Here is a 17,205-nt window from a genome sequence, read left to right as displayed (position 1 = left end):
CGGCTCATGATCGTTCCTCGGGTGGCCATCGGCACGGACGTGCACGCCTTCGAAGCCGGCCGGCCCTGCTGGGTCGCCGGCCTGCACTGGCCGGACCAGGACGGCCTGGCCGGCCACTCCGACGCCGACGTGGCCGCGCACGCCGCCTGCAACGCGCTGCTCTCCGCGGCCGGCCTCGGCGACCTGGGCGCCAACTTCGGCGTCGACCAGCCCGAGTGGGCCGGCGCGCCCGGGGTGGCGCTGCTCACCGAGAGCGCCCGGCGGGTCCGCGCCGCCGGCTTCCGGATCGGCAACGTCTCGGTCCAGGTGATCGGCAACCGGCCGAAGATCGGCCCGCGCCGCGAGGAGGCGCAGCGGGTGCTCTCCGAGGCGGTCGGCGCCCCGGTCACCGTCTCCGCCGCCACCACCGACGGGCTCGGCTTCACCGGCCGCGGCGAGGGGCTGACCGGCATCGCGGTGGCCCTGGTGTACGAGACGCCGACGGCGTGACGCGGCGACCGGGGACACCGTCCCCGGTCGCCGCTCCGGCTCAGTCCACGTCGGTGCAGACGTTGTGGGTCGTGCCGTGGAGCATCGTGATGGTCTTCTCAAAGGTCGGGGTGAACTCCACCGTGAACTGGCCGTCGACGATCCAGAGCCCCTTCGGCAGCGAGCCCGCGTTCTCCCGGAAGCCGAGCAGCACCGGACCGGTCACGTACCAGGTCATCGAGCCGTCGGTGCCGTAGACGACCATCGAGGTGCCACTCGCGTCCGCCGTGGAGGTGGCGCCGGTCTCCAGGTTGGTCACCTTGTCGATCAGGGCGCCGGTGTACAGCTCCCGCTTCGGCGAGCCGTCCGGGTACGTCGCCAGGGTCAGCTTCCGGACCTCGTCGACGATCGGCTCGACCCGTACCGCGAAGTCGCACCGCGCCCCGGCGGGCATCTCGAACGCCGCCTGCGGGGCCGGCTCCCAGGCGCCCGGGGCGATGTCGCCGCTCGCGGCGGACGCCGAGCCGGGCAGGGCCGCGACGATCGCGGCCACGGCCGACGCCACTGCGACGCTCATCCTGAAACGCATGATCACTCCATCTGTGCTTTTGGTCAGGGCCGGACCAGGATCGCCAGCCCCGCTCACCAGCCGCTCACCGCGTGCCGGCCGGGCCCGCAGCGGCCGCCGCCGGGTGACCCCGCGAAAGCCGCGGGAGCCGCCATCCGCTCACCGGTCCCGACAACCGAAGGCGGGGGCCAGGCTGTCCTGGTTGGTATGGAGTTCCGACTGCTCGGACCCGTCGAGGCCCGCCACGAGGGCGACCTCGTCGAGATCGGAAGCCGACGCCAGGAGCGCTGCCTCCTCGGCGTCCTCCTGCTCGACGCGGGACGCGTGGTCACCACCGACCGCCTCATCGACCTGCTGTGGAACGGCCGCCCGCCGGCTTCGGCGCGCGGTGCCGTGCAGACGTACATCGGGCGGTTGCGGGGGTCGCTGACGCCGTACGGGGTGGGGATCAGCACCCGGGGCGACGGGTATCTCGTCGAGATGGACGGGCACCGCGTCGACGTCGACGAGTTCGGTTGGCTCGTCAGGCAGGCCAGCGGCGCCGCCGATCCCGCCGAGCGGGTGCGCCTGCTCGACCTTGGGCTGGCGCTCTGGCGGGGCCCGCTGCTCGCCGACGCGGCCGACGACGAGCTGCGGGACCGACTCCACGGCACGGTCGAGGAGCTCCGGCTGGTCGGGTTCGAGCTGCGCGCCGAGGCGCAGCTCGCGCTGGGCCAGCACGCCCGCGCGATCGCCGAGCTGGTCCCGCTGGCCGCGCGGTACCCGACCCGGGAGCTGCTCGTCGCCACCCTGATGACCGCCCTGTACCGGGGCGGCCGGCAGGCCGACGCGCTCCGGCTCTACCGGGCCACCCGGGAGACGCTCGTGGGTGAGCTGGGGATCGAGCCGGGGCCGAGGCTGCGCGAGGTGCACCGCCGGATCCTCCGCGGTGACGACCGACTCGACCGGCCCGGGCGGCCGGTGTACGAGGTGCGGGTCCGCGACGAGTGCCTGCCGTGGAGCGTGGGCGGCCATCCCGCGCTGGAGTTCTGCAACACCTTCGCCGGTTGGGGGCACGAACCGCCGCTGCCCGGCTCGGAGTGGCTGCGCGGCTATTCCACCCTCGCCGTGTGGGCCGGCCACGTCGGCCTGATCGACGACGTCTCGGTGAGCCGGCTCCTGCACCTGGCGGGGCGGGACCCCGACGAGGCGGACGAGGTGCTCGCCGAGGCCCGGCGCCTCCGGGCCGAGCTGTACGCCTGCCTCACCGATCCGGACGACCGGCGCGCGTTCGACGTGGTCGCCCGGTACGCGGAGGCCGCCGCGAAGCAGCTTGTGTTCCGGCGCGACACCGACGGGCGCGGGCGCTGGTGGCCCGACCTCGCCGCCGGACTCCGGTTGCCCCTGCACGCCGCCGCCTGGAGCGCCGCCCAACTGCTGGCCGATGCGGGCCGGTTCACCGTCCGGTCCTGCCCGGACGAGCGCTGCGGCTGGCTCTTCCTGGACGAAGCCGGGCTGCGACGCTGGTGCAGCCTGGGGACGTGCGGTCGCCTGATCGCCCAGTCGCCCTGCCGCAGCGCCTGACCGGCCTTCCGCCGATCGGCTGGACGGTCGGACCGGCGGTGGCGGCTGCCCCGGGCGGCGGCGATCGGCGTTCCCGGGGGAGGGCGACTAGGCTCGCCGGGATGTCGAGTGACGCCGCCCCCGACCAGTCCGCCGCCGACGGCTACCTTCAGCGCGCGCAGCTCCTCGCCGAGCTGGGCCGCTACGACGAGGCCGCCGGTGAGCTGGGCTTCGCCATCGCCATGGACCCGGCGAACGCCGAGGCGTTGACCATGCTGGCCCGGGTGCACCTCGCCGCCGACCGGTCGACCGAGGCGCTCACCGCCGCCGAGGCCGCGGTCGCCGCCGCCCCCGGCGCCGTACCGCCGCTGGTGGCGCGGGGGTTCGCGCTGGTCGACCTGGGCGAGTTCAAGGCCGCCGCGGGGACCGCCGACGAGATTCTGGCGCTCGGCCCGACCGACGCGTACGCGCAGCGCAGCGCCGCCGCGATCCTGGCCGGCTCGCGCAACGGGCAGCAGGCCCTCAACGCCGCCTGGCGGGGCGTCGAGCTGGCCCCGGAGGAGCCGCAGGCGCACCTGGTGCTCGGTCTGGTGTCGGCCCGGCTGGAGGTGTACGACCTCGCCGAGCGGGCCTACCGGGAGGCGCTGCGGCTGGACCCGGAGCTGGCCGTGGCCCGGCACGACATGGGTGTCATCCGGCTGGAGCAGCGCCGCTACGCCGAGGCGCTGGAGCACCTGGTCGAGGCGGCCGCGATCGACCCGGCGGGGACGGACACTCGTCGTACCATCTCGGACGGTCTGCGCCGGCTGGTGCTCTACGGCGCCGGCTGGTCGCTGATCGCGACCGTGCTGGTCGCCTTCCTGGCCCCGGCCGGGCCGGGCCTCTCCCGGGTCTTCGCCGCGCTGGCCGCGCTCGGCGGGGCGCTGGTGGTGTGGCGCCACTCGACCCGGGTGCCGGGGCTGCTCCGCACGATCCTGCCCGGCCTGCTCCGCTCCGACCGGAGCCTGGCGCTGGCGGTCTACGCGGTGGCCGCCGGGCCGGTGCTGCTCCTGCTCTACGCAGTGGTCGGGACGCCGTGGCCGCTGGTCGCGGCGGTCGTCGCCGCCGCGTTGGCCGAGCTCGCGGTCTTCGCCCGTTCCCTGCGCTGACCGGTGGTCGGGGGTTCGCGACCCCGACCATGACTACGGACGCCGCGCCCAGGTCCAGGCGTAGCCGGAGTCCTCGCAGGCCGACGCCGCGTCGCAGAGGCCGAGGGGCCGGAAGGTGTCGACCATGACGGCCAGCTCGTCGAAGAAGTCGACGCCGATGGAGCGCTCGGCGGCGCCCGGCTGGGGGCCGTGGGTGAAGCCCGACGGGTGCAGCGAGATCGAGCCCTGCTCGATGCCGGAGCCACGCCGGGCCTCGTAGTTGCCGCCGGTGTAGAAGAGCATCTCGTCGGAGTCGACGTTGTGGTGGTTGTACGGCACCGGAATGGCGTCCGGGTGGTAGTCCACCTTGCGGGGCACGAACGAGCAGATCACGAAGTTCGGGCCCTGGAAGGTCTGGTGCACCGGCGGCGGCTGGTGGATGCGCCCGGTGATCGGCTCGAAGTCGTGGATGGAGAACGCCCACGGGTACATGTGCCCGTCCCAGCCGACCACGTCGAACGGGTGGTGGGCGTAGACGTACTTCGTCCAACCGCGCCGGTGCCGGACCAGCACCTCGACGTCGGTCTCGTCGACCAGCAGCGGGGTGTCCGGCCCCCGGACGTCCCGCTCGCAGTACGGCGCGTGCTCCAGGAACTGGCCGCGGACCGAGAGGTAGCGCTTGGGCGGGCCGATGTGGCCGGCGGCCTCGACGGCGAGCAGCCGGGTGGGCTCGTCGCCGGTGGGCACCAGCCGGTGGATGGTCGAGGTGGGGATGATGACGTAGTCGCCGGCCACCGCGTCGAGCACGCCGAACGGGGACTCCACCCGCAGCGAGCCGGACTCCAGGTAGAGGCAGTGGTCGCCGGTGGCGTCGCGGAACAGCGGGGACGGCCGGTCGGCCAGCACGTACGCGATCCGGACGTCGTCGTTGGCGAGCAGGTACTGCCGGCCGAGCACCGGGTCCGCGCCGGCCCCGTCGAGCTTGTGGGTGCGCAGGTGGCGCGGCTTGAGCGGCAGGTTGGGCACCCGGGTGAAGCCGGGCGGGGTGAACTCCTCGGCGGCGACGATCGCGGTCGGCGCGTGCCGGTGGTAGAGCAGGGACGAGTCGGAGGAGAAGCCCTCCTGGCCGACCAGCTCCTCCGCGTAGAGGCTGCCGTCGGGCTGGCGGAACTGGGTGTGGCGCTTGCGGGGCACCTCGCCGACGCTACGGTAGTACGGCATCTCGCCTCCCGATATGTCCCGTTCTCCGGTCGGTGGCGTCCGATAATCGGACGCTGTTGTCCGTTCCTTGTAGCGTCCCGTAAATTCTTGTCTCGTGTCAACGCAGGTGCCCCGCGTCTTCGCCGGTCTCGTCGACGACGCCGCCGTCTTCCCGCCCGGCAGTGCCGCGCTGCCCGACGCGGTGGTCGCCCACCGGCGGCACCGCAGCGCCTGGTACGCCGACCTGGTCGGCCCGCTGCTGCTGCCCGCCTCGAGGCTGCCGGAGCTGCCCGACCTGCTCGACCCGGACGAGCCGGTGGCGGTCGGCGTCATCGGTGACGTGCCGATCGGGCAGCTCGACGCGGCGCTCGCCGAAGCCGACCCCCGGATCACCGTCCGGCAGGTCGAGGCGGCCGTCGCCAAGCGCGGCGAGGACCCGCAGCCGGGCCTGGCGGAGCTGGTCAAGCTCGGCGAGCGGCTGGGCGGCATCCCCGTACACGCCGAGATCCCGCTGGCCTTCGGGCTGATGGGGGCGCTGGACGCGGTCGCCGAGGCGCGGGCCGGCGGGCTGCCGGTCGCGGCGAAGTTCCGCACCGGCGGGCTGGCCGCCGAGCTCTTCCCGACGCCGGTCGAGCTGGCCGCGGTGATCGGTGCCTGCCGCGACCGGGAGCTGCCCTTCAAGCTGACCGCCGGGCTGCACCACGCGGTGCGGCACCGGGACCCGGAGACCGGCTTCACCCACCACGGCTTCGTCAACGTGCTCGCCGCCGCGCTCGCCGCCACCGACGGCGCCGAGGTGGACGCGGTGGCCGAGCTGCTCGCCGCCACCGACCCGGTCCGGCTGGTCGAGCGGGCGCGGGCCGACCGCGACGCGGAGCGTCCGCTCTGGATCGGGTACGGCTCGTGCAGCATTGAGGAACCACTGACCGATCTGATCCGGCTGGGGCTGGTGAACGGGGGCTACGAGCAATGACCTGGGTGACGGGAGCCGACGGTTCGCCGTACGGGGTGCGCAACCTGCCGTACGGGGTGTTCCGGCGCGGCGGGCAGGAGCCGCGGATCGGCGTACGGATCGGGGACTTCGTGCTGGACCTGGCCGGCGCGGAGGCCGCCGACCTGGTGCTGGCCGCCGGGGCGCTCGGCCGGCCCACGCTGAACGACTTCATGGCGCTGGGCCGCCCGCAGTGGACGGCCGTCCGGCAGCGGGTCACCGAGCTGCTCACCGACACCACCCACCGGCCGGCGGTGGAGCCGCTGCTGGTGCCGCTGCGCGAGGTGGAGCTGCTGCTCCCGTTCGAGGTCGCCGACTACGTCGACTTCTACTCGTCCGAGCACCACGCCGGCAACGTCGGGCAGATCTTCCGCCCCGGCCAGCCGCCGCTGCTGCCGAACTGGAAGCACGTGCCGATCGGCTACCACGGCCGGGCCGGCACGGTGGTGGTCTCCGGCACCCCGGTGGTCCGCCCCTGCGGGCAGCGGGCCAGCGCGCAGGGCCCGACCACCGGCCCCTCCGTACGCCTGGACATCGAGGCCGAGGTCGGCTTCGTGGTCGGGGTGCCGAGCGTGCTCGGCGACCGGGTCGCGGTGGCCGACTTCGCCGACCACGTCTTCGGCGTGGTGCTGGTCAACGACTGGTCCGCCCGGGACATCCAGGCCTGGGAGTACCAGCCGCTCGGCCCGTTCCTCGGCAAGTCCTTCGCCACCTCGGTGTCGGCCTGGGTGACGCCGCTGGACGCGCTGGCCGACGCCTTCGTGCCCGCCCCGGACCAGGACCCGCCGGTGCAGGGGTACCTGCACGACATCCCGCGCGTCGGGCTGGACCTCAGGCTGACGGTCGAGTGGAACGGCGAGCGGGTCAGCGAGCCGCCCTTCGCCACCATGTACTGGACGCCGGCCCAGCAGCTCGCCCACCTGACCGTCAACGGCGCGTCGCTGCGTACCGGCGACCTCTACGCCTCCGGCACCGTCTCCGGCCCGGACCGGAGCCAGGTCGGCTCGTTCCTGGAGCTGACCTGGGGCGGCGCCGAGCCGGTCAAGTTCGCCGACGGTGGCACCCGGACGTTCCTGGAGGACGGCGACACGGTCACCATCACGGCCACCGCGCCCGGCCCGGACGGCACCACGATCGCTCTGGGCGAGGTCACCGGGAGCATCCTCCCCGCCCGCTGAACCGGCCCCACCGTCCACCGGTCCCCGGTCGCACCCGCTGTGCGGCCGGGGACCGCGTGTCCGGCGCTGAACCGGACCGTCCTCCGATGCCCCGCCCGGGGCACCGGTGGCGGAAATGTCACCGAGGGCTCCCCGTTTCCCGTTCACGCGCCGTACCGTGGACGACACGGGAGGTGTCATGTCGACGGTGACGGTTACCGCATTCATCGAAGCGCAGGACGCCGACGTCTGGCGGCTCCTCACCGACCTCTCCGCCCGGGCCGGCTGGCTCTCCGGCGTCGGCGCGGTGGAGGTGCTCACCACCGAGGCCTTCGCCGCCGGCACCGCCTGGCGGGAGACCCGGGTCCGCCCGGGCGGCGACGAGGAGTCCGAGGAGTTCCTCGTGGTGGAGGCCGCCGCGCCGCACCGGCTGGTGCTCAGCTCCCCGGGGGCGGGCGTGGACTACCGGATCACCTGGACGCTGCGGACGGTCGAGCGGCGCCGGCGCGGCTGCACCCAGGTCACCGTCGAGCAGGAGGCGGTGCCGACCGCCCCGTACGGCCGGGTGCTGGCCCTGATCCTCGGCGGCCTCGCCGCCCGCGCGGTCGAGGGCGCCCTCCGGCGCGACCTGGCCGACCTGGCCCGCGCCGTCGCCCCCGCCTCCTCCGCCGAGGCCGCCTGACCCGACCCGCCTCCACCTGACAGGGGAATGCGGGGTCCGGCTGGGTAGGGTGCCGGGCGGAGGTGCGGCATGGGGTTCCCCACGGGACGACGGCGGGTCGTGACGGCGCTCGCGGCGGTGCTCGCCGTCGGCGCGGTCGCCGCGGTCGTCTACCGGGTCCTCGCCCCCGCCGAGGTGAGCACGGTCGCCCGAGGCGCCTACCCGCCCGCGGCCACCCCCGAGGTCGGGGTGATCGGCCGGCTGCCGGTGGCCCCGCTGATCGTGGACGGGCGGCTCCGGGTCTACGCCGGCACCCGCCAGGTCTACGCCGACCAGCCGATCGACGGGAAGCACCGGGTCACCCCGTTCTGGTCGTACCGGCGCTGGCCGGCGAAGCTCGTCGGCGTGCTGGCCAGCGGCGCCACGGTGGTCAGCCGCTGGTCCGACGGGACCCTCGTGGCGCTGGACGCCCGGACCGGGCGGGTCGCCTGGCGGGCGGACGGGCCGGAGCCGGAGCCGGTGCCGAAGCCCCGGCGTACCTTCGCGTCGACGGTCTGGGACCAGGCGGGGCTGCACGTCACCCGTACCGCCGACGGCCGCGCGGTGCTGGTGGCCGCCGGCCGGCGGCAGATGGGCGGGTTCGCGCTGGCCGACGGCCGGCAGCTCTGGCGGGCCGACGTCCCGGCTGGCTGCCGTACCGACGTGGGGACCACCGCGGCCGGCGAGCTGATCGCGGTGGACGGCTGCGCCGGCCCGGCGACGGTCGAGTTCCGGGACGCGGCGACCGGGGCGGTACGCACCCGCTGGCGCCCCTCGGGCGGCGCGAACGAGCTGGTGGTGACCCCGGTGGGCTGCGTCGACGGGCACTCGGAGTGCCGGGGGCTGCGGACCGCCGGGCCCGGCGACGACGCCGGCCGGGGCTGGCTGGTCGGGGCCGGCGAGCCGGTCGCCGCGCCCGGCCTGGACGGGCCGGACGCCGAACTCGCCGGCGAACGGGCCGTCGGCAGCACCGCTGGGGTGCTGACCGGGCGGTCGGCGCGGACCGGCGAGGAGCTGTGGCGGCGGGCCGACCTCGGGCCGGTGCGGATCATCGCCGTGCAGCCCGGTCGGGTGCACCTGCTGACCGAGCGGAACGACCTGGTCACCCTCGACCCGAGCACCGGCGCCAAGCGGTCCCGCTTCGCGATGGACATCGGCCGCGACGGGGTGGGCTGGGTGCCCGGGCGGGCGTACGCGGCGGACGGCTACCTCGCCGTGGAACGGGTCCGGGAGCAGGCCACCCCGGACTCGGACGACCAGGCGTACTTCCTGATGTCGGAGCCGGTGCTGCTCGCCGCGACCTGACCGGGTCGGGTCGCGGCGAGCAGCCCGGTCAGGCCAGCGCCGACTCGGCGGCGGCGAGGAAGGCGTCGTTCTCGGCCGGGGTGCCGATGGTGACCCGCACCCCGTCGCCGGCGAACGGCCGGACGATCACGCCGCGGGCCTCGCACGCCTTGCCGAACTCGACGGCCCGGTTGCCGAGCGGCAGCCAGACGAAGTTGGCCTGGCTGGCCGGCACGTCCGGGACGAACTTGCGCAGCGCCTCGGTGACCCGGTCCCGCTCGGCGACGACCAGCGCGCACCGGCGCTCCACCTCGTCGGCCTGGGCCAGCGCGGCCAGCGCGCCGGCCTGGGCGGCCATGCTGGTGGAGAAGGGCGTGACCACCTTGCGGACGGCGGCGGCCACCTCCGGGGCGGCGACGAGGAAGCCGATCCGCAGCCCGGCCAGCCCCCACGCCTTGGACAGGGTGCGCAGCACGACGACGTTCGGCCGGTCCAGGTAGGTCAGGCCGTCCGGCACCTCGGGGTCGGTGACGAACTCCCGGTACGCCTCGTCGATCACCACCAGCACGTCGTCCGGCACCGCGTCGAGGAAGCGGTCCAGCTCCGCCTTGCGCACGGCGGTGCCGGTCGGGTTGTTCGGGTTGCAGACCAGGATCATCCGGGTCCGGTCGGTCACCGCCGCGGCCATCGAGGCCAGGTCGTGGCCGTGCCCGGCGTCGTTGGGCACCCGCACGCTGGTCGCGCCGCTGGTCGCCGCGATGATCGGGTACGCCTCGAAGGACCGCCACGAGTAGAGCAGCTCGTCGCCGGGGAGGCAGGTGGCCCGGACCAGGTGCTCGGCCAGCGCCACCGAGCCGCAGCCGGTGGCGATCCGCTCGGCGTCCACGCCGTACCGCTCGGCCAGGGCCTGGCGCAGCGCCACCACGCCCATGTCCGGGTAGCGGTGCGAGCCGGCGGCCGCCTCGGCGACCGCCTCCACCACGCCGGGCAGCGGGCCGTACGGCACCTCGTTGCTGGCCAGCTTGATCGCCTCGGGCAGGCCCAGCTCGCGGGCCAGGTCGGCCGGGCTCCGGCCGGGCACGTAGTTGGGGAGCGCGTCGAGGTCGGCGCGGGTCAGCCGCAGCGGCGGCTGGTGACGTCCGGTGTCGGTCATGGGGTGTCTCCCGGGGGGTTGGCGCGGTCGCGCGGGGCGGTACGGGTGTCGGGCTTGCCGCGGGGGACCTGGACCACGACGGTCTGGGCGCGCTTGTCGTGCAACGCCTGGCGCAGCGGATGGTCGAAGAGCGGGGAGACCGCGTCGATGAACTGGAGCAGCAGTCCGAAGCCGGCGCAGTACCAGAGCAGGGTGGGCAGGCCGAGGGTGCTCCACCGCCGGGTCGCCCGGCCGAAGCCGAGTGGCTGGTCGGCCTCGATCGGTACCGCCCGGACCCGCATCACCCGCTTGCCGAAGGTCTGCCCGCTGGCGGCCATCGCCGGCACCTCGTAGGCGAACCACAGCGCGGCGGCGATCAGCACGATGGCGAGCCACAGCGCGTCGGTCTGCGCGCCGGCGGGTGGTGGCGGCGCCGTGGTGGTGTCACCGGTCTCGGCCCGCCGCCAGAGCTCCTGCCAGAAGGGGGCGACCTCAGCGATGAGGCGCCAGACGAACCAGCCGTTCACGGCGACGTTGAGCAGGAACAGGATGCCGAAGTCGATCAGGCGGGCGACCAGTCGGACGCCGTACGAGGCGAGCGGCAGCCCGTGCGGGCGCGGCTCGGGCGGCCGTCCCGGCCAGGTCGGGTACGGCCAGCCGGGCGGCGGCCCCTGCGGGTGCCCCGGCCCGGGGGCGTACCCCGGTCCCGGCCAGGGCCCCGGGCCGGGCTGCGCCGCGCCCGGGTGACCGGGGTGCGGGCCGGGGCCGGCGGCGACGGGGGCCGGGGACGGCGGGGCCGCCGGGGGTGCCGGGGTCGGTTCGGCCGGCGGCGGGCCCTCGGGTGGGGTGGCGTCGACCGGGATCGGCGCGCCGATCCACCCCTCGCCGTCCCAGTACCGTCTGGTCTCGGGCTCGGCGGGGTCGACGTACCAACCGGGTTGCACTGTCACGGAGCAACCTTAACTACGACGGTGCCCGCGAACTTGTCGTGCAGGCATTGCTGCCAGGGCTTGTCCCAGACCTGCCAGAGCCCGTCGACGTAGTTGAGGAAGGGAACCAGCGAGCCGGCCACGAACTCGATCAGGTACCGCTTGCCCGCCATGCCCCGGGTCAGGGTCCGCGCCGGGTCGACCGGCACGACCCGGATCTTCATCGCCTTCTTGCCGAGCGTCTGCCCGGTCCGGTGGGCGTACTCGACGTGGTAGAGCCAGTAGAAGACGAAGAGCACCAGGATCAGTCCGGCCTCGGCGAGCAGCAGCGGGACGACGAAGTCGCTCATCATCCGCGCCGGGTCGGGCTCGGTCATCGTCCCGTCCGGGTTGACCTTCAGCATCTCGGTGAACATGCGGTACCAGATCCAGCCGAAGAACGGCACGAAGAGCACCATGGCCAGCAGGCTCGCCACGGCGGTGTCGATCAGCCAGGCGAGCAGCCGGTCGGTGAAGCTGGCCAGCGGCTGGCCGTTCGGGGCCAGCGGCGGGGGCGGGTAGCCCGGGTGCTGGTGGCCCGGGTGCGGCGCCCAGCCGGGCCCGGGGCCCGGGTAGGCCGGCAGTCCGGCGTACGTGGGCGGGGTGTGCTGCCCCGGCACGGCGTACCGCAGGGGGGCGGCGCCGGTGGGCGGCGCGAAGCCGCCGCCCGCGGGCGGGGGCCCGGCGGGCGGCGGCGTGCTGTTCGGGGGAGGCTGCGTCACGCCGACAGTGTTACAGGTTGCCGCGCGCTTCCTGCTCCCGCTCGATGGCCTCGAACAGGGCCTTGAAGTTGCCCTTGCCGAAGCCGAGCGAGCCGTGCCGCTCGATCAGCTCGAAGAAGACCGTCGGGCGGTCCTGCACCGGCTTGGTGAAGATCTGGAGCAGGTAGCCGTCCTCGTCCCGGTCGACCAGGATCTTGCGGGCCTTCAGCTCCTCGATCGGCACCCGGACCTGGCCGATCCGGGCGCGCAGCTCCGGGTCGTCGTAGTACGAGTCGGGGGTGTCCAGGAACTCGACGCCCGCGGCGCGCATCGCGTCGACGCTGGCCAGGATGTCGTTGGTGGCCACGGCGATGTGCTGGGCGCCCGGGCCCTGGTAGAACTCCAGGTACTCGTCGATCTGCGACTTCTTGCGGGCCACGGCCGGCTCGTTCAGCGGGAACTTCACCTTGCGGGTGCCGCTGGCGACGACCTTGCTCATCAGCGCCGAGTAGTCGGTGGCGATGTCGTCGCCGATGAACTCCGCCATGTTGCTGAAGCCCATGACGCGCTTGTAGAACTCCACCCACTCGTCCATCTTGCCGAGCTCGACGTTGCCGACCACGTGGTCGATCGCCTGGAAGAAGCGCTTCGGCTGGATGCCGGCGTCGATCATCGGCTGCCGGTCCACGATCGGGCCGCGGGCCACGAAGCCGGGCAGGAACGGACCCGTGTAGCGGGACCGGTCGACCAGGGTGTGCCGGGTGTCGCCGTACGCGGCGATCGCGGCCGTGCGGACCGTGCCGTGCTCGTCGCTCACGTCGTGCGGCTCGACCAGGCCGGTCGCGCCCTGCGCGACGGCGTGCGCGTACGCGGCGTCGACGTCCGGCACCTCCAGCGCGATGTCGGAGACGCCGTCGCTGTGCTTGGCGACGTGCTCGGCGCCCTCGGCGTCGGGGCGGACCGCGCCGGTCAGCACGAACCGGGCCGAGCCGCTGGTCAGCACGTACTGGGCGTGGTCCCGGTAGCCCTGCTCCGGCCCCCGGTACGCCACGCAGGTCATGCCGAACGCGGTGGAGTAGTAGTGCGCGGCCTGCTTGGCGTTGCCGACCAGGAAGTGCACGTGGTCGAGCCCCTTGACCGGGAACGGGTCGCGGCTGATGTCGTGGTCGACGGCGCCGACGAGCGCGTCGACGTCGACCTCGTCCGTCGGTCGGTCGATCGCCTGGGTCATGGTGGCCTCCCTTGCGTACCGGCCGGCCTCGTGGGCCGCCGTTGGTTGCTCGTGTGGCGAGGATCGCTGGGTCCCGCCGGGTTGGGCAACCCTTCGCCGAATTGCTGGTCAGGTTGCGCATTCGGTAGGGTGCTACCCCGTGAACGCTGGTCAGGATGTACAGCTCGACGAACTGGACGTGCGGTTGATCGAACTGCTCGCGGCGGAGCCGCGGATCGGGGTGCTGGAGTGCTCCCGGCGACTCGGGGTGGCCCGGGGCACCGTCCAGGCCCGGCTGGACAAGCTGGTCGACCGGGGCGTGATCGCCGGCTTCGGGCCGGACATCTCGCCGGCCGCGATCGGCTTCGGGGTGACCAGCTTCGTCACCCTGGAGATCAGCCAACGGCACGGGCACGACCCGGTCACCGCGCACCTGGCGGCCATCCCCGAGGTGCTGGAGGCGCACACCATCACCGGCTCCAGCGACCTGCTCTGCCGCATCGTGGCCCGCTCCAACACGGACCTCCAGCGCGTGATCGACCAGATCGTCTCCTCGGAGGGCATCACCCGCGCCTCCACGATCATCGCCCTCGCCGAGCAGATCCCCTACCGCACCCTGCCCCTGGTCCGCTCGGCCGGGCGCTGAGGTCCGTTCGGCGCATAACGCCCAGATCGGCGAAGAAAGCACGGCGACACGGCCACTCGGGGGCTCGGGGAGACGGTGATCGTCGCTACCGTGTCCGATGTGGCGAAGGGGAACGGCCCGTGCGTGAGGTGCTATCTGTTCCTCGCGCTGATCGCGGTCGTCCTGCTCGCCGCGACCGGGGTCTGGAACCCGTTCCCGACCGTGTGGGACTGGGTCGACCGGAGCCAGCCGATCTCCGAGCCGGACGTGGTCTGGCAGCAGCGGGTCGGCGGCACCCCGAAGAGCGTCACCATCGCCGGCGACACCGTCATCGTCGAGCAGCGCACCCGGGTGGAGGCGCGCAGCCTGGCCACCGGCACCCAGCTCTGGGAGCGCAAGGCGGACTGGTCGGCGGTGGCCGGCGGCGACCGGGACCCGGTCGTCGCCGTGGGCAAGCTCCTGATCAAGGGGTACGAGCTGCTCGACCCCACCACCGGGGCGGTACGCCGCCGGGACGGTGACGCGGTGGCGGTCTGGACGTACCGCAACGCGATCCTCGACGTCCGCTGCGCCGAGGCCACCGACTGCACCCTGAGCGCCTGGGAGCCGCGCGGCTCCCGGCCACTGTGGACCGCCTTCCTGCCCGGCGTGCACAGCGGCCTGCTCGCCGACAACCCGGACCTGCTCGGCACCCGCCGGTTCACCGCGCCGCGCATCGACGGCGGGGTGGCCGGCCCGGAGTCCGTGCCGCCGCTGCTCGGCTTCCCGGTCGACGGGCGGGTGCACGTGGTGGACACCGCCACCGGCCGGGTGCTGCAGAACGTCCAGCCCGGCCGGGAGGAACGGCTGGCGGTGATCGGTGGCCGGCTGCTCCGGATCACCGCCACCTCCCGCGACGGCACCTGCTACTTCACCGTCTCCGGCCAGGACCCGGCCACCGGGCAGGAGGTGTGGCGGCGTACCGGGCTGAACCTGCGGACCTCCGACTACGCCGGGTGCGTGCAGCGGGAGGACCCGCAGGGCGCGCGCAACGTGCTCATCGGCGTCGGCCCGGACGGCCGGGAGGCGGTGATCGACGGGTACGACGGCCGGCTGCTCCAGGTCGGCGGCGACGGGGAGAAGCTGCTCGCCGTCGACGACCGGTACGCGCTGGTGCGCAGCGCCGACAAGCGGTCCATCCTCGGCCGGGAGCTGTCGGTGGACCGGACCCGCTGGACCCGGGCCGCCGGTGGGAAGAGCGGCGCGGCGCTCACCCCGTACGCGGCGGTGATCGCCGAGGAGAAGCCGTCGCGGCTGATCGCGGTCGACCCGCGTACCGGCGGTGAGCTGGTGGTGCTGCGGAGCTCGGCGAACATCCTGGCGGTCGGCCGCAGCGGCATGATCATCGGGGAGGGGCGGGAGATCGGGTACGTCCGCTGGGGCGCCGGCAGCTCCGTGCCGGCTCCGCCGGAGGAGGGCGGCATTCCCGGTCCGGACCCCGGCAGCACCTGGCAGCCCCCGTCCGACGAGGGCAGCTGCGGCCCGAAGCGGGAACTCTGCGACTGAGCCGACGGCGCCGGGTGAGAGCGGCGTCCCAGGACCCACCCGGCGGGTGCCAACGATCGACCGGCCTGCCCTAGTCTTTTCGTTCATGAGCAGTGCCGCCGCGTTCTCGTACGCCCCCTTGCTGCCGACCGGTCCCGATCAGACGGAGTACCGCCTGGTCACCGACGAGGGCGTCGATGTCGTCAACGGCCCGGGTGGCCGTCGGTTCCTCACCGTGGAGCCGTCCGCGCTGACCGCGCTGACCGCCGAGGCGATGCACGACATCGCCCACTTCCTCCGTCCGGCGCACCTGGCCCAGCTCCGGTCGATCATCGACGACCCGGCGGCCTCGCCGAACGACCGGTTCGTCGCGCTGGACCTGCTGCGCAACGCCAACATCGCGGCCGGCGGGGTGCTGCCGATGTGCCAGGACACCGGCACCGCGATCGTGATGGGCAAGCGGGGCCGGCACGTACTCACCGACGGCGCCGACGCGGAGGCCATCTCCCGCGGCGTCTACCAGGCGTACACGAAGCTGAACCTGCGCTACTCCCAGCTCGCCCCGCTGACCATGTGGGACGAGCGGAACACCGGCAGCAACCTGCCCGCCCAGGTGGAGCTCTACGCCGAGGACCCGGATGGGCACCCTGACGCGTACAAGTTCCTCTTCATGGCGAAGGGGGGCGGCTCGGCCAACAAGTCGTACCTCTACCAGGAGACCAAGGCGCTGTTGAATCCCACCCGGATGATGCAGTTCCTGGAGGAGAAGCTGCGGCTGATCGGCACCGCGGCCTGCCCGCCGTACCACCTGGCCATCGTCATCGGCGGCACCTCCGCCGAGTACGCGCTGAAGACCGCCAAGTACGCCTCCGCCAAGTACCTGGACGCGCTGCCCACCGCCGGCTCGATGAGCGCGCACGGCTTCCGCGACCTGGAGCTGGAGGCCGAGGTGCTGGAGCTGACCCGCAACTTCGGCATCGGCGCGCAGTTCGGCGGCCGGTACTTCTGCCACGACGTGCGGGTGGTCCGGCTGCCCCGGCACGGCGCCTCCTGCCCGGTGGCGATCGCCGTCTCCTGCTCGGCGGACCGGCAGGCCGTCGCCAAGATCACCCCGTCGGGCGTCTGGCTGGAGCGCCTGGAGACCGACCCGGCGCGTTTCCTGCCCGACGTCACCGACGAGACGCTGGACACCGAGGAGGTCGTCCGGGTCGACCTGAACCGGCCGATGGACGAGATCCGCGCCGAGCTGTCCAAGTACCCGGTGAAGACCCGGCTGTCGCTGACCGGCCCGCTCGTCGTGGCTCGGGACATCGCCCACGCCAAGATCGCCGAGCGGCTGGACGCGGGCGAGCCGATGCCGCAGTACCTGCGCGACCACGCGGTCTACTACGCCGGCCCGGCCAAGACCCCCGAGGGGTACGCCTCCGGCTCCTTCGGCCCGACCACAGCCGGCCGGATGGACGCGTACGTGGAGAAGTTCCAGGCCGCCGGCGGCTCCCAGGTGATGCTGGCCAAGGGCAACCGGTCCGCCCAGGTGACCCGCTCCTGCCAGCAGCACGGCGGCTTCTACCTCGGCTCGATCGGCGGCCCCGCCGCCCGGCTGGCGCAGGACTGCATCAAGCACGTCGAGGTCCTGGAGTACCCGGAGCTGGGCATGGAGGCGGTCTGGAAGATCGAGGTGGAGGACTTCCCCGCCTTCATCGTCGTCGACGACAAGGGCAACGACTTCTTCGCCGAGGTCACCAAGCCGGTGCTGACGGTCGGCCGCCGCTGACCGACGGAGAGCTGGGAGGGGCGCCGGGCCGCAGGCCCGACGCCCCTCCGTCGTCCGGTGCTCATTCGACATCGGTGCGCCCGGCCGGGCGATGCCGGTCGGGCGCACCGCCCCCGTCGGATGCCGTCACCGACAACCCGGCACGAGTGTCGACTCCAGCGCTGTCGATCCGCTATCACATCGCTATCGCCTGCTCGGGGCGATCGGTTACCGGCGGGTTACTCTGCTGGAAGT

General features: G+C 73.9%; 16 protein-coding genes. 10 read left to right on the top strand and 6 right to left on the bottom strand.

Annotated elements, in window-relative coordinates; all coding sequences use genetic code 11:
* Positions 1-6 precede the first annotated feature (6 nt).
* Positions 7-489 carry a 2-C-methyl-D-erythritol 2,4-cyclodiphosphate synthase gene (gene ispF, locus ACTWO6_RS31230; protein ID WP_446217255.1) on the top strand — a complete coding sequence of 161 codons (483 nt, stop codon included), beginning with the start codon at positions 7-9 and terminating at the stop codon, positions 487-489.
* 40 nt (positions 490-529) lie between these two features.
* On the opposite strand, the gene ACTWO6_RS31225 is transcribed toward ispF, so the two are convergent.
* The gene (locus tag ACTWO6_RS31225; RefSeq protein WP_446217253.1) at positions 530-1,045 is read right to left on the bottom strand and encodes a hypothetical protein; all 516 of its coding nucleotides are present in this window, start codon (positions 1,043-1,045) and stop codon (positions 530-532) included.
* Positions 1,046-1,243: 198 nt separating this feature from the next.
* On the opposite strand from ACTWO6_RS31225, the gene ACTWO6_RS31220 reads away from it, so the two are divergent.
* Together ACTWO6_RS31220 and ACTWO6_RS31215 are read left to right on the top strand one after the other, a co-directional pair.
* On the top strand, positions 1,244-2,599 hold the full coding sequence (locus tag ACTWO6_RS31220; RefSeq protein ID WP_446217252.1) for a BTAD domain-containing putative transcriptional regulator: 1,356 nt from the start codon (positions 1,244-1,246) through the stop codon (positions 2,597-2,599).
* Positions 2,600-2,700: 101 nt separating this feature from the next.
* Positions 2,701-3,726 (top strand): tetratricopeptide repeat protein, encoded by a 1,026-nt coding sequence (locus ACTWO6_RS31215; protein ID WP_446217251.1) that lies wholly within the window; start codon positions 2,701-2,703, stop codon positions 3,724-3,726.
* Between the two features lie 33 nt (positions 3,727-3,759).
* On the opposite strand, the gene ACTWO6_RS31210 is transcribed toward ACTWO6_RS31215, so the two are convergent.
* A complete protein-coding gene (locus ACTWO6_RS31210; RefSeq protein WP_446217250.1) occupies positions 3,760-4,926 on the bottom strand; it encodes a homogentisate 1,2-dioxygenase domain-containing protein in 1,167 nt (388 codons plus the stop codon).
* A 94-nt stretch (positions 4,927-5,020) separates the two neighbouring features.
* On the opposite strand from ACTWO6_RS31210, the gene ACTWO6_RS31205 reads away from it, so the two are divergent.
* From ACTWO6_RS31205 to ACTWO6_RS31190, 4 genes are all read left to right on the top strand, one after another.
* Positions 5,021-5,878 (top strand): hypothetical protein, encoded by an 858-nt coding sequence (locus tag ACTWO6_RS31205; protein WP_446217249.1) that lies wholly within the window; start codon positions 5,021-5,023, stop codon positions 5,876-5,878.
* Positions 5,875-7,074, top strand: coding sequence for a fumarylacetoacetase (gene fahA, locus ACTWO6_RS31200; protein WP_446217248.1), 1,200 nt, complete (start codon positions 5,875-5,877; stop codon positions 7,072-7,074). Before ACTWO6_RS31205 ends, fahA begins: the two co-directional genes overlap by 4 nt.
* 178 nt (positions 7,075-7,252) lie before the next feature.
* Positions 7,253-7,735 (top strand): SRPBCC family protein, encoded by a 483-nt coding sequence (locus ACTWO6_RS31195; protein ID WP_446217247.1) that lies wholly within the window; start codon positions 7,253-7,255, stop codon positions 7,733-7,735.
* Positions 7,736-7,804: 69 nt separating this feature from the next.
* Positions 7,805-9,058, top strand: coding sequence for an outer membrane protein assembly factor BamB family protein (locus ACTWO6_RS31190; RefSeq protein ID WP_446217245.1), 1,254 nt, complete (start codon positions 7,805-7,807; stop codon positions 9,056-9,058).
* A 28-nt stretch (positions 9,059-9,086) separates the two neighbouring features.
* On the opposite strand, the gene hisC is transcribed toward ACTWO6_RS31190, so the two are convergent.
* The 4 genes from hisC to hppD are packed head-to-tail and all read right to left on the bottom strand — an operon-like array spanning position 9,087 to position 13,069.
* A complete protein-coding gene (gene hisC / locus ACTWO6_RS31185; protein ID WP_446217244.1) occupies positions 9,087-10,190 on the bottom strand; it encodes a histidinol-phosphate transaminase in 1,104 nt (367 codons plus the stop codon).
* On the bottom strand, positions 10,187-11,119 hold the full coding sequence (locus ACTWO6_RS31180) for an RDD family protein (protein WP_446217243.1): 933 nt from the start codon (positions 11,117-11,119) through the stop codon (positions 10,187-10,189). The genes hisC and ACTWO6_RS31180 overlap by 4 nt, the downstream gene beginning before the upstream one ends.
* Complete coding sequence (locus ACTWO6_RS31175; protein WP_446217242.1) at positions 11,116-11,859, bottom strand: RDD family protein; 744 nt, start codon at positions 11,857-11,859, stop codon at positions 11,116-11,118. The genes ACTWO6_RS31180 and ACTWO6_RS31175 overlap by 4 nt, the downstream gene beginning before the upstream one ends.
* Before the next feature lie 10 nt (positions 11,860-11,869).
* On the bottom strand, positions 11,870-13,069 hold the full coding sequence (gene hppD, locus ACTWO6_RS31170) for a 4-hydroxyphenylpyruvate dioxygenase (RefSeq protein WP_446217241.1): 1,200 nt from the start codon (positions 13,067-13,069) through the stop codon (positions 11,870-11,872).
* A gap of 139 nt (positions 13,070-13,208) precedes the next feature.
* Between hppD and ACTWO6_RS31165 the strand changes: the two genes are divergently transcribed.
* The 3 genes from ACTWO6_RS31165 (at position 13,209) to ACTWO6_RS31155 (ending at position 16,971) form a co-directional block, all read left to right on the top strand.
* Entirely contained in the window at positions 13,209-13,694 is a 486-nt protein-coding gene (locus tag ACTWO6_RS31165; RefSeq protein WP_446217240.1) for an Lrp/AsnC family transcriptional regulator, read from the top strand.
* Positions 13,695-13,793: 99 nt separating this feature from the next.
* On the top strand, positions 13,794-15,218 hold the full coding sequence (locus ACTWO6_RS31160; RefSeq protein ID WP_446217239.1) for a hypothetical protein: 1,425 nt from the start codon (positions 13,794-13,796) through the stop codon (positions 15,216-15,218).
* Positions 15,219-15,303: 85 nt separating this feature from the next.
* A complete protein-coding gene (locus tag ACTWO6_RS31155) occupies positions 15,304-16,971 on the top strand; it encodes a fumarate hydratase (RefSeq protein ID WP_446217238.1) in 1,668 nt (555 codons plus the stop codon).
* The last annotated feature ends 234 nt before the right edge of the window (positions 16,972-17,205 follow it).

It is taken from the genome of Micromonospora sp. IBHARD004, from assembly GCF_052814115.1.
The sequence above is the reverse complement of the archived record's forward strand: the minus strand, read 5'-3'. Positions and strand labels throughout refer to the sequence as shown.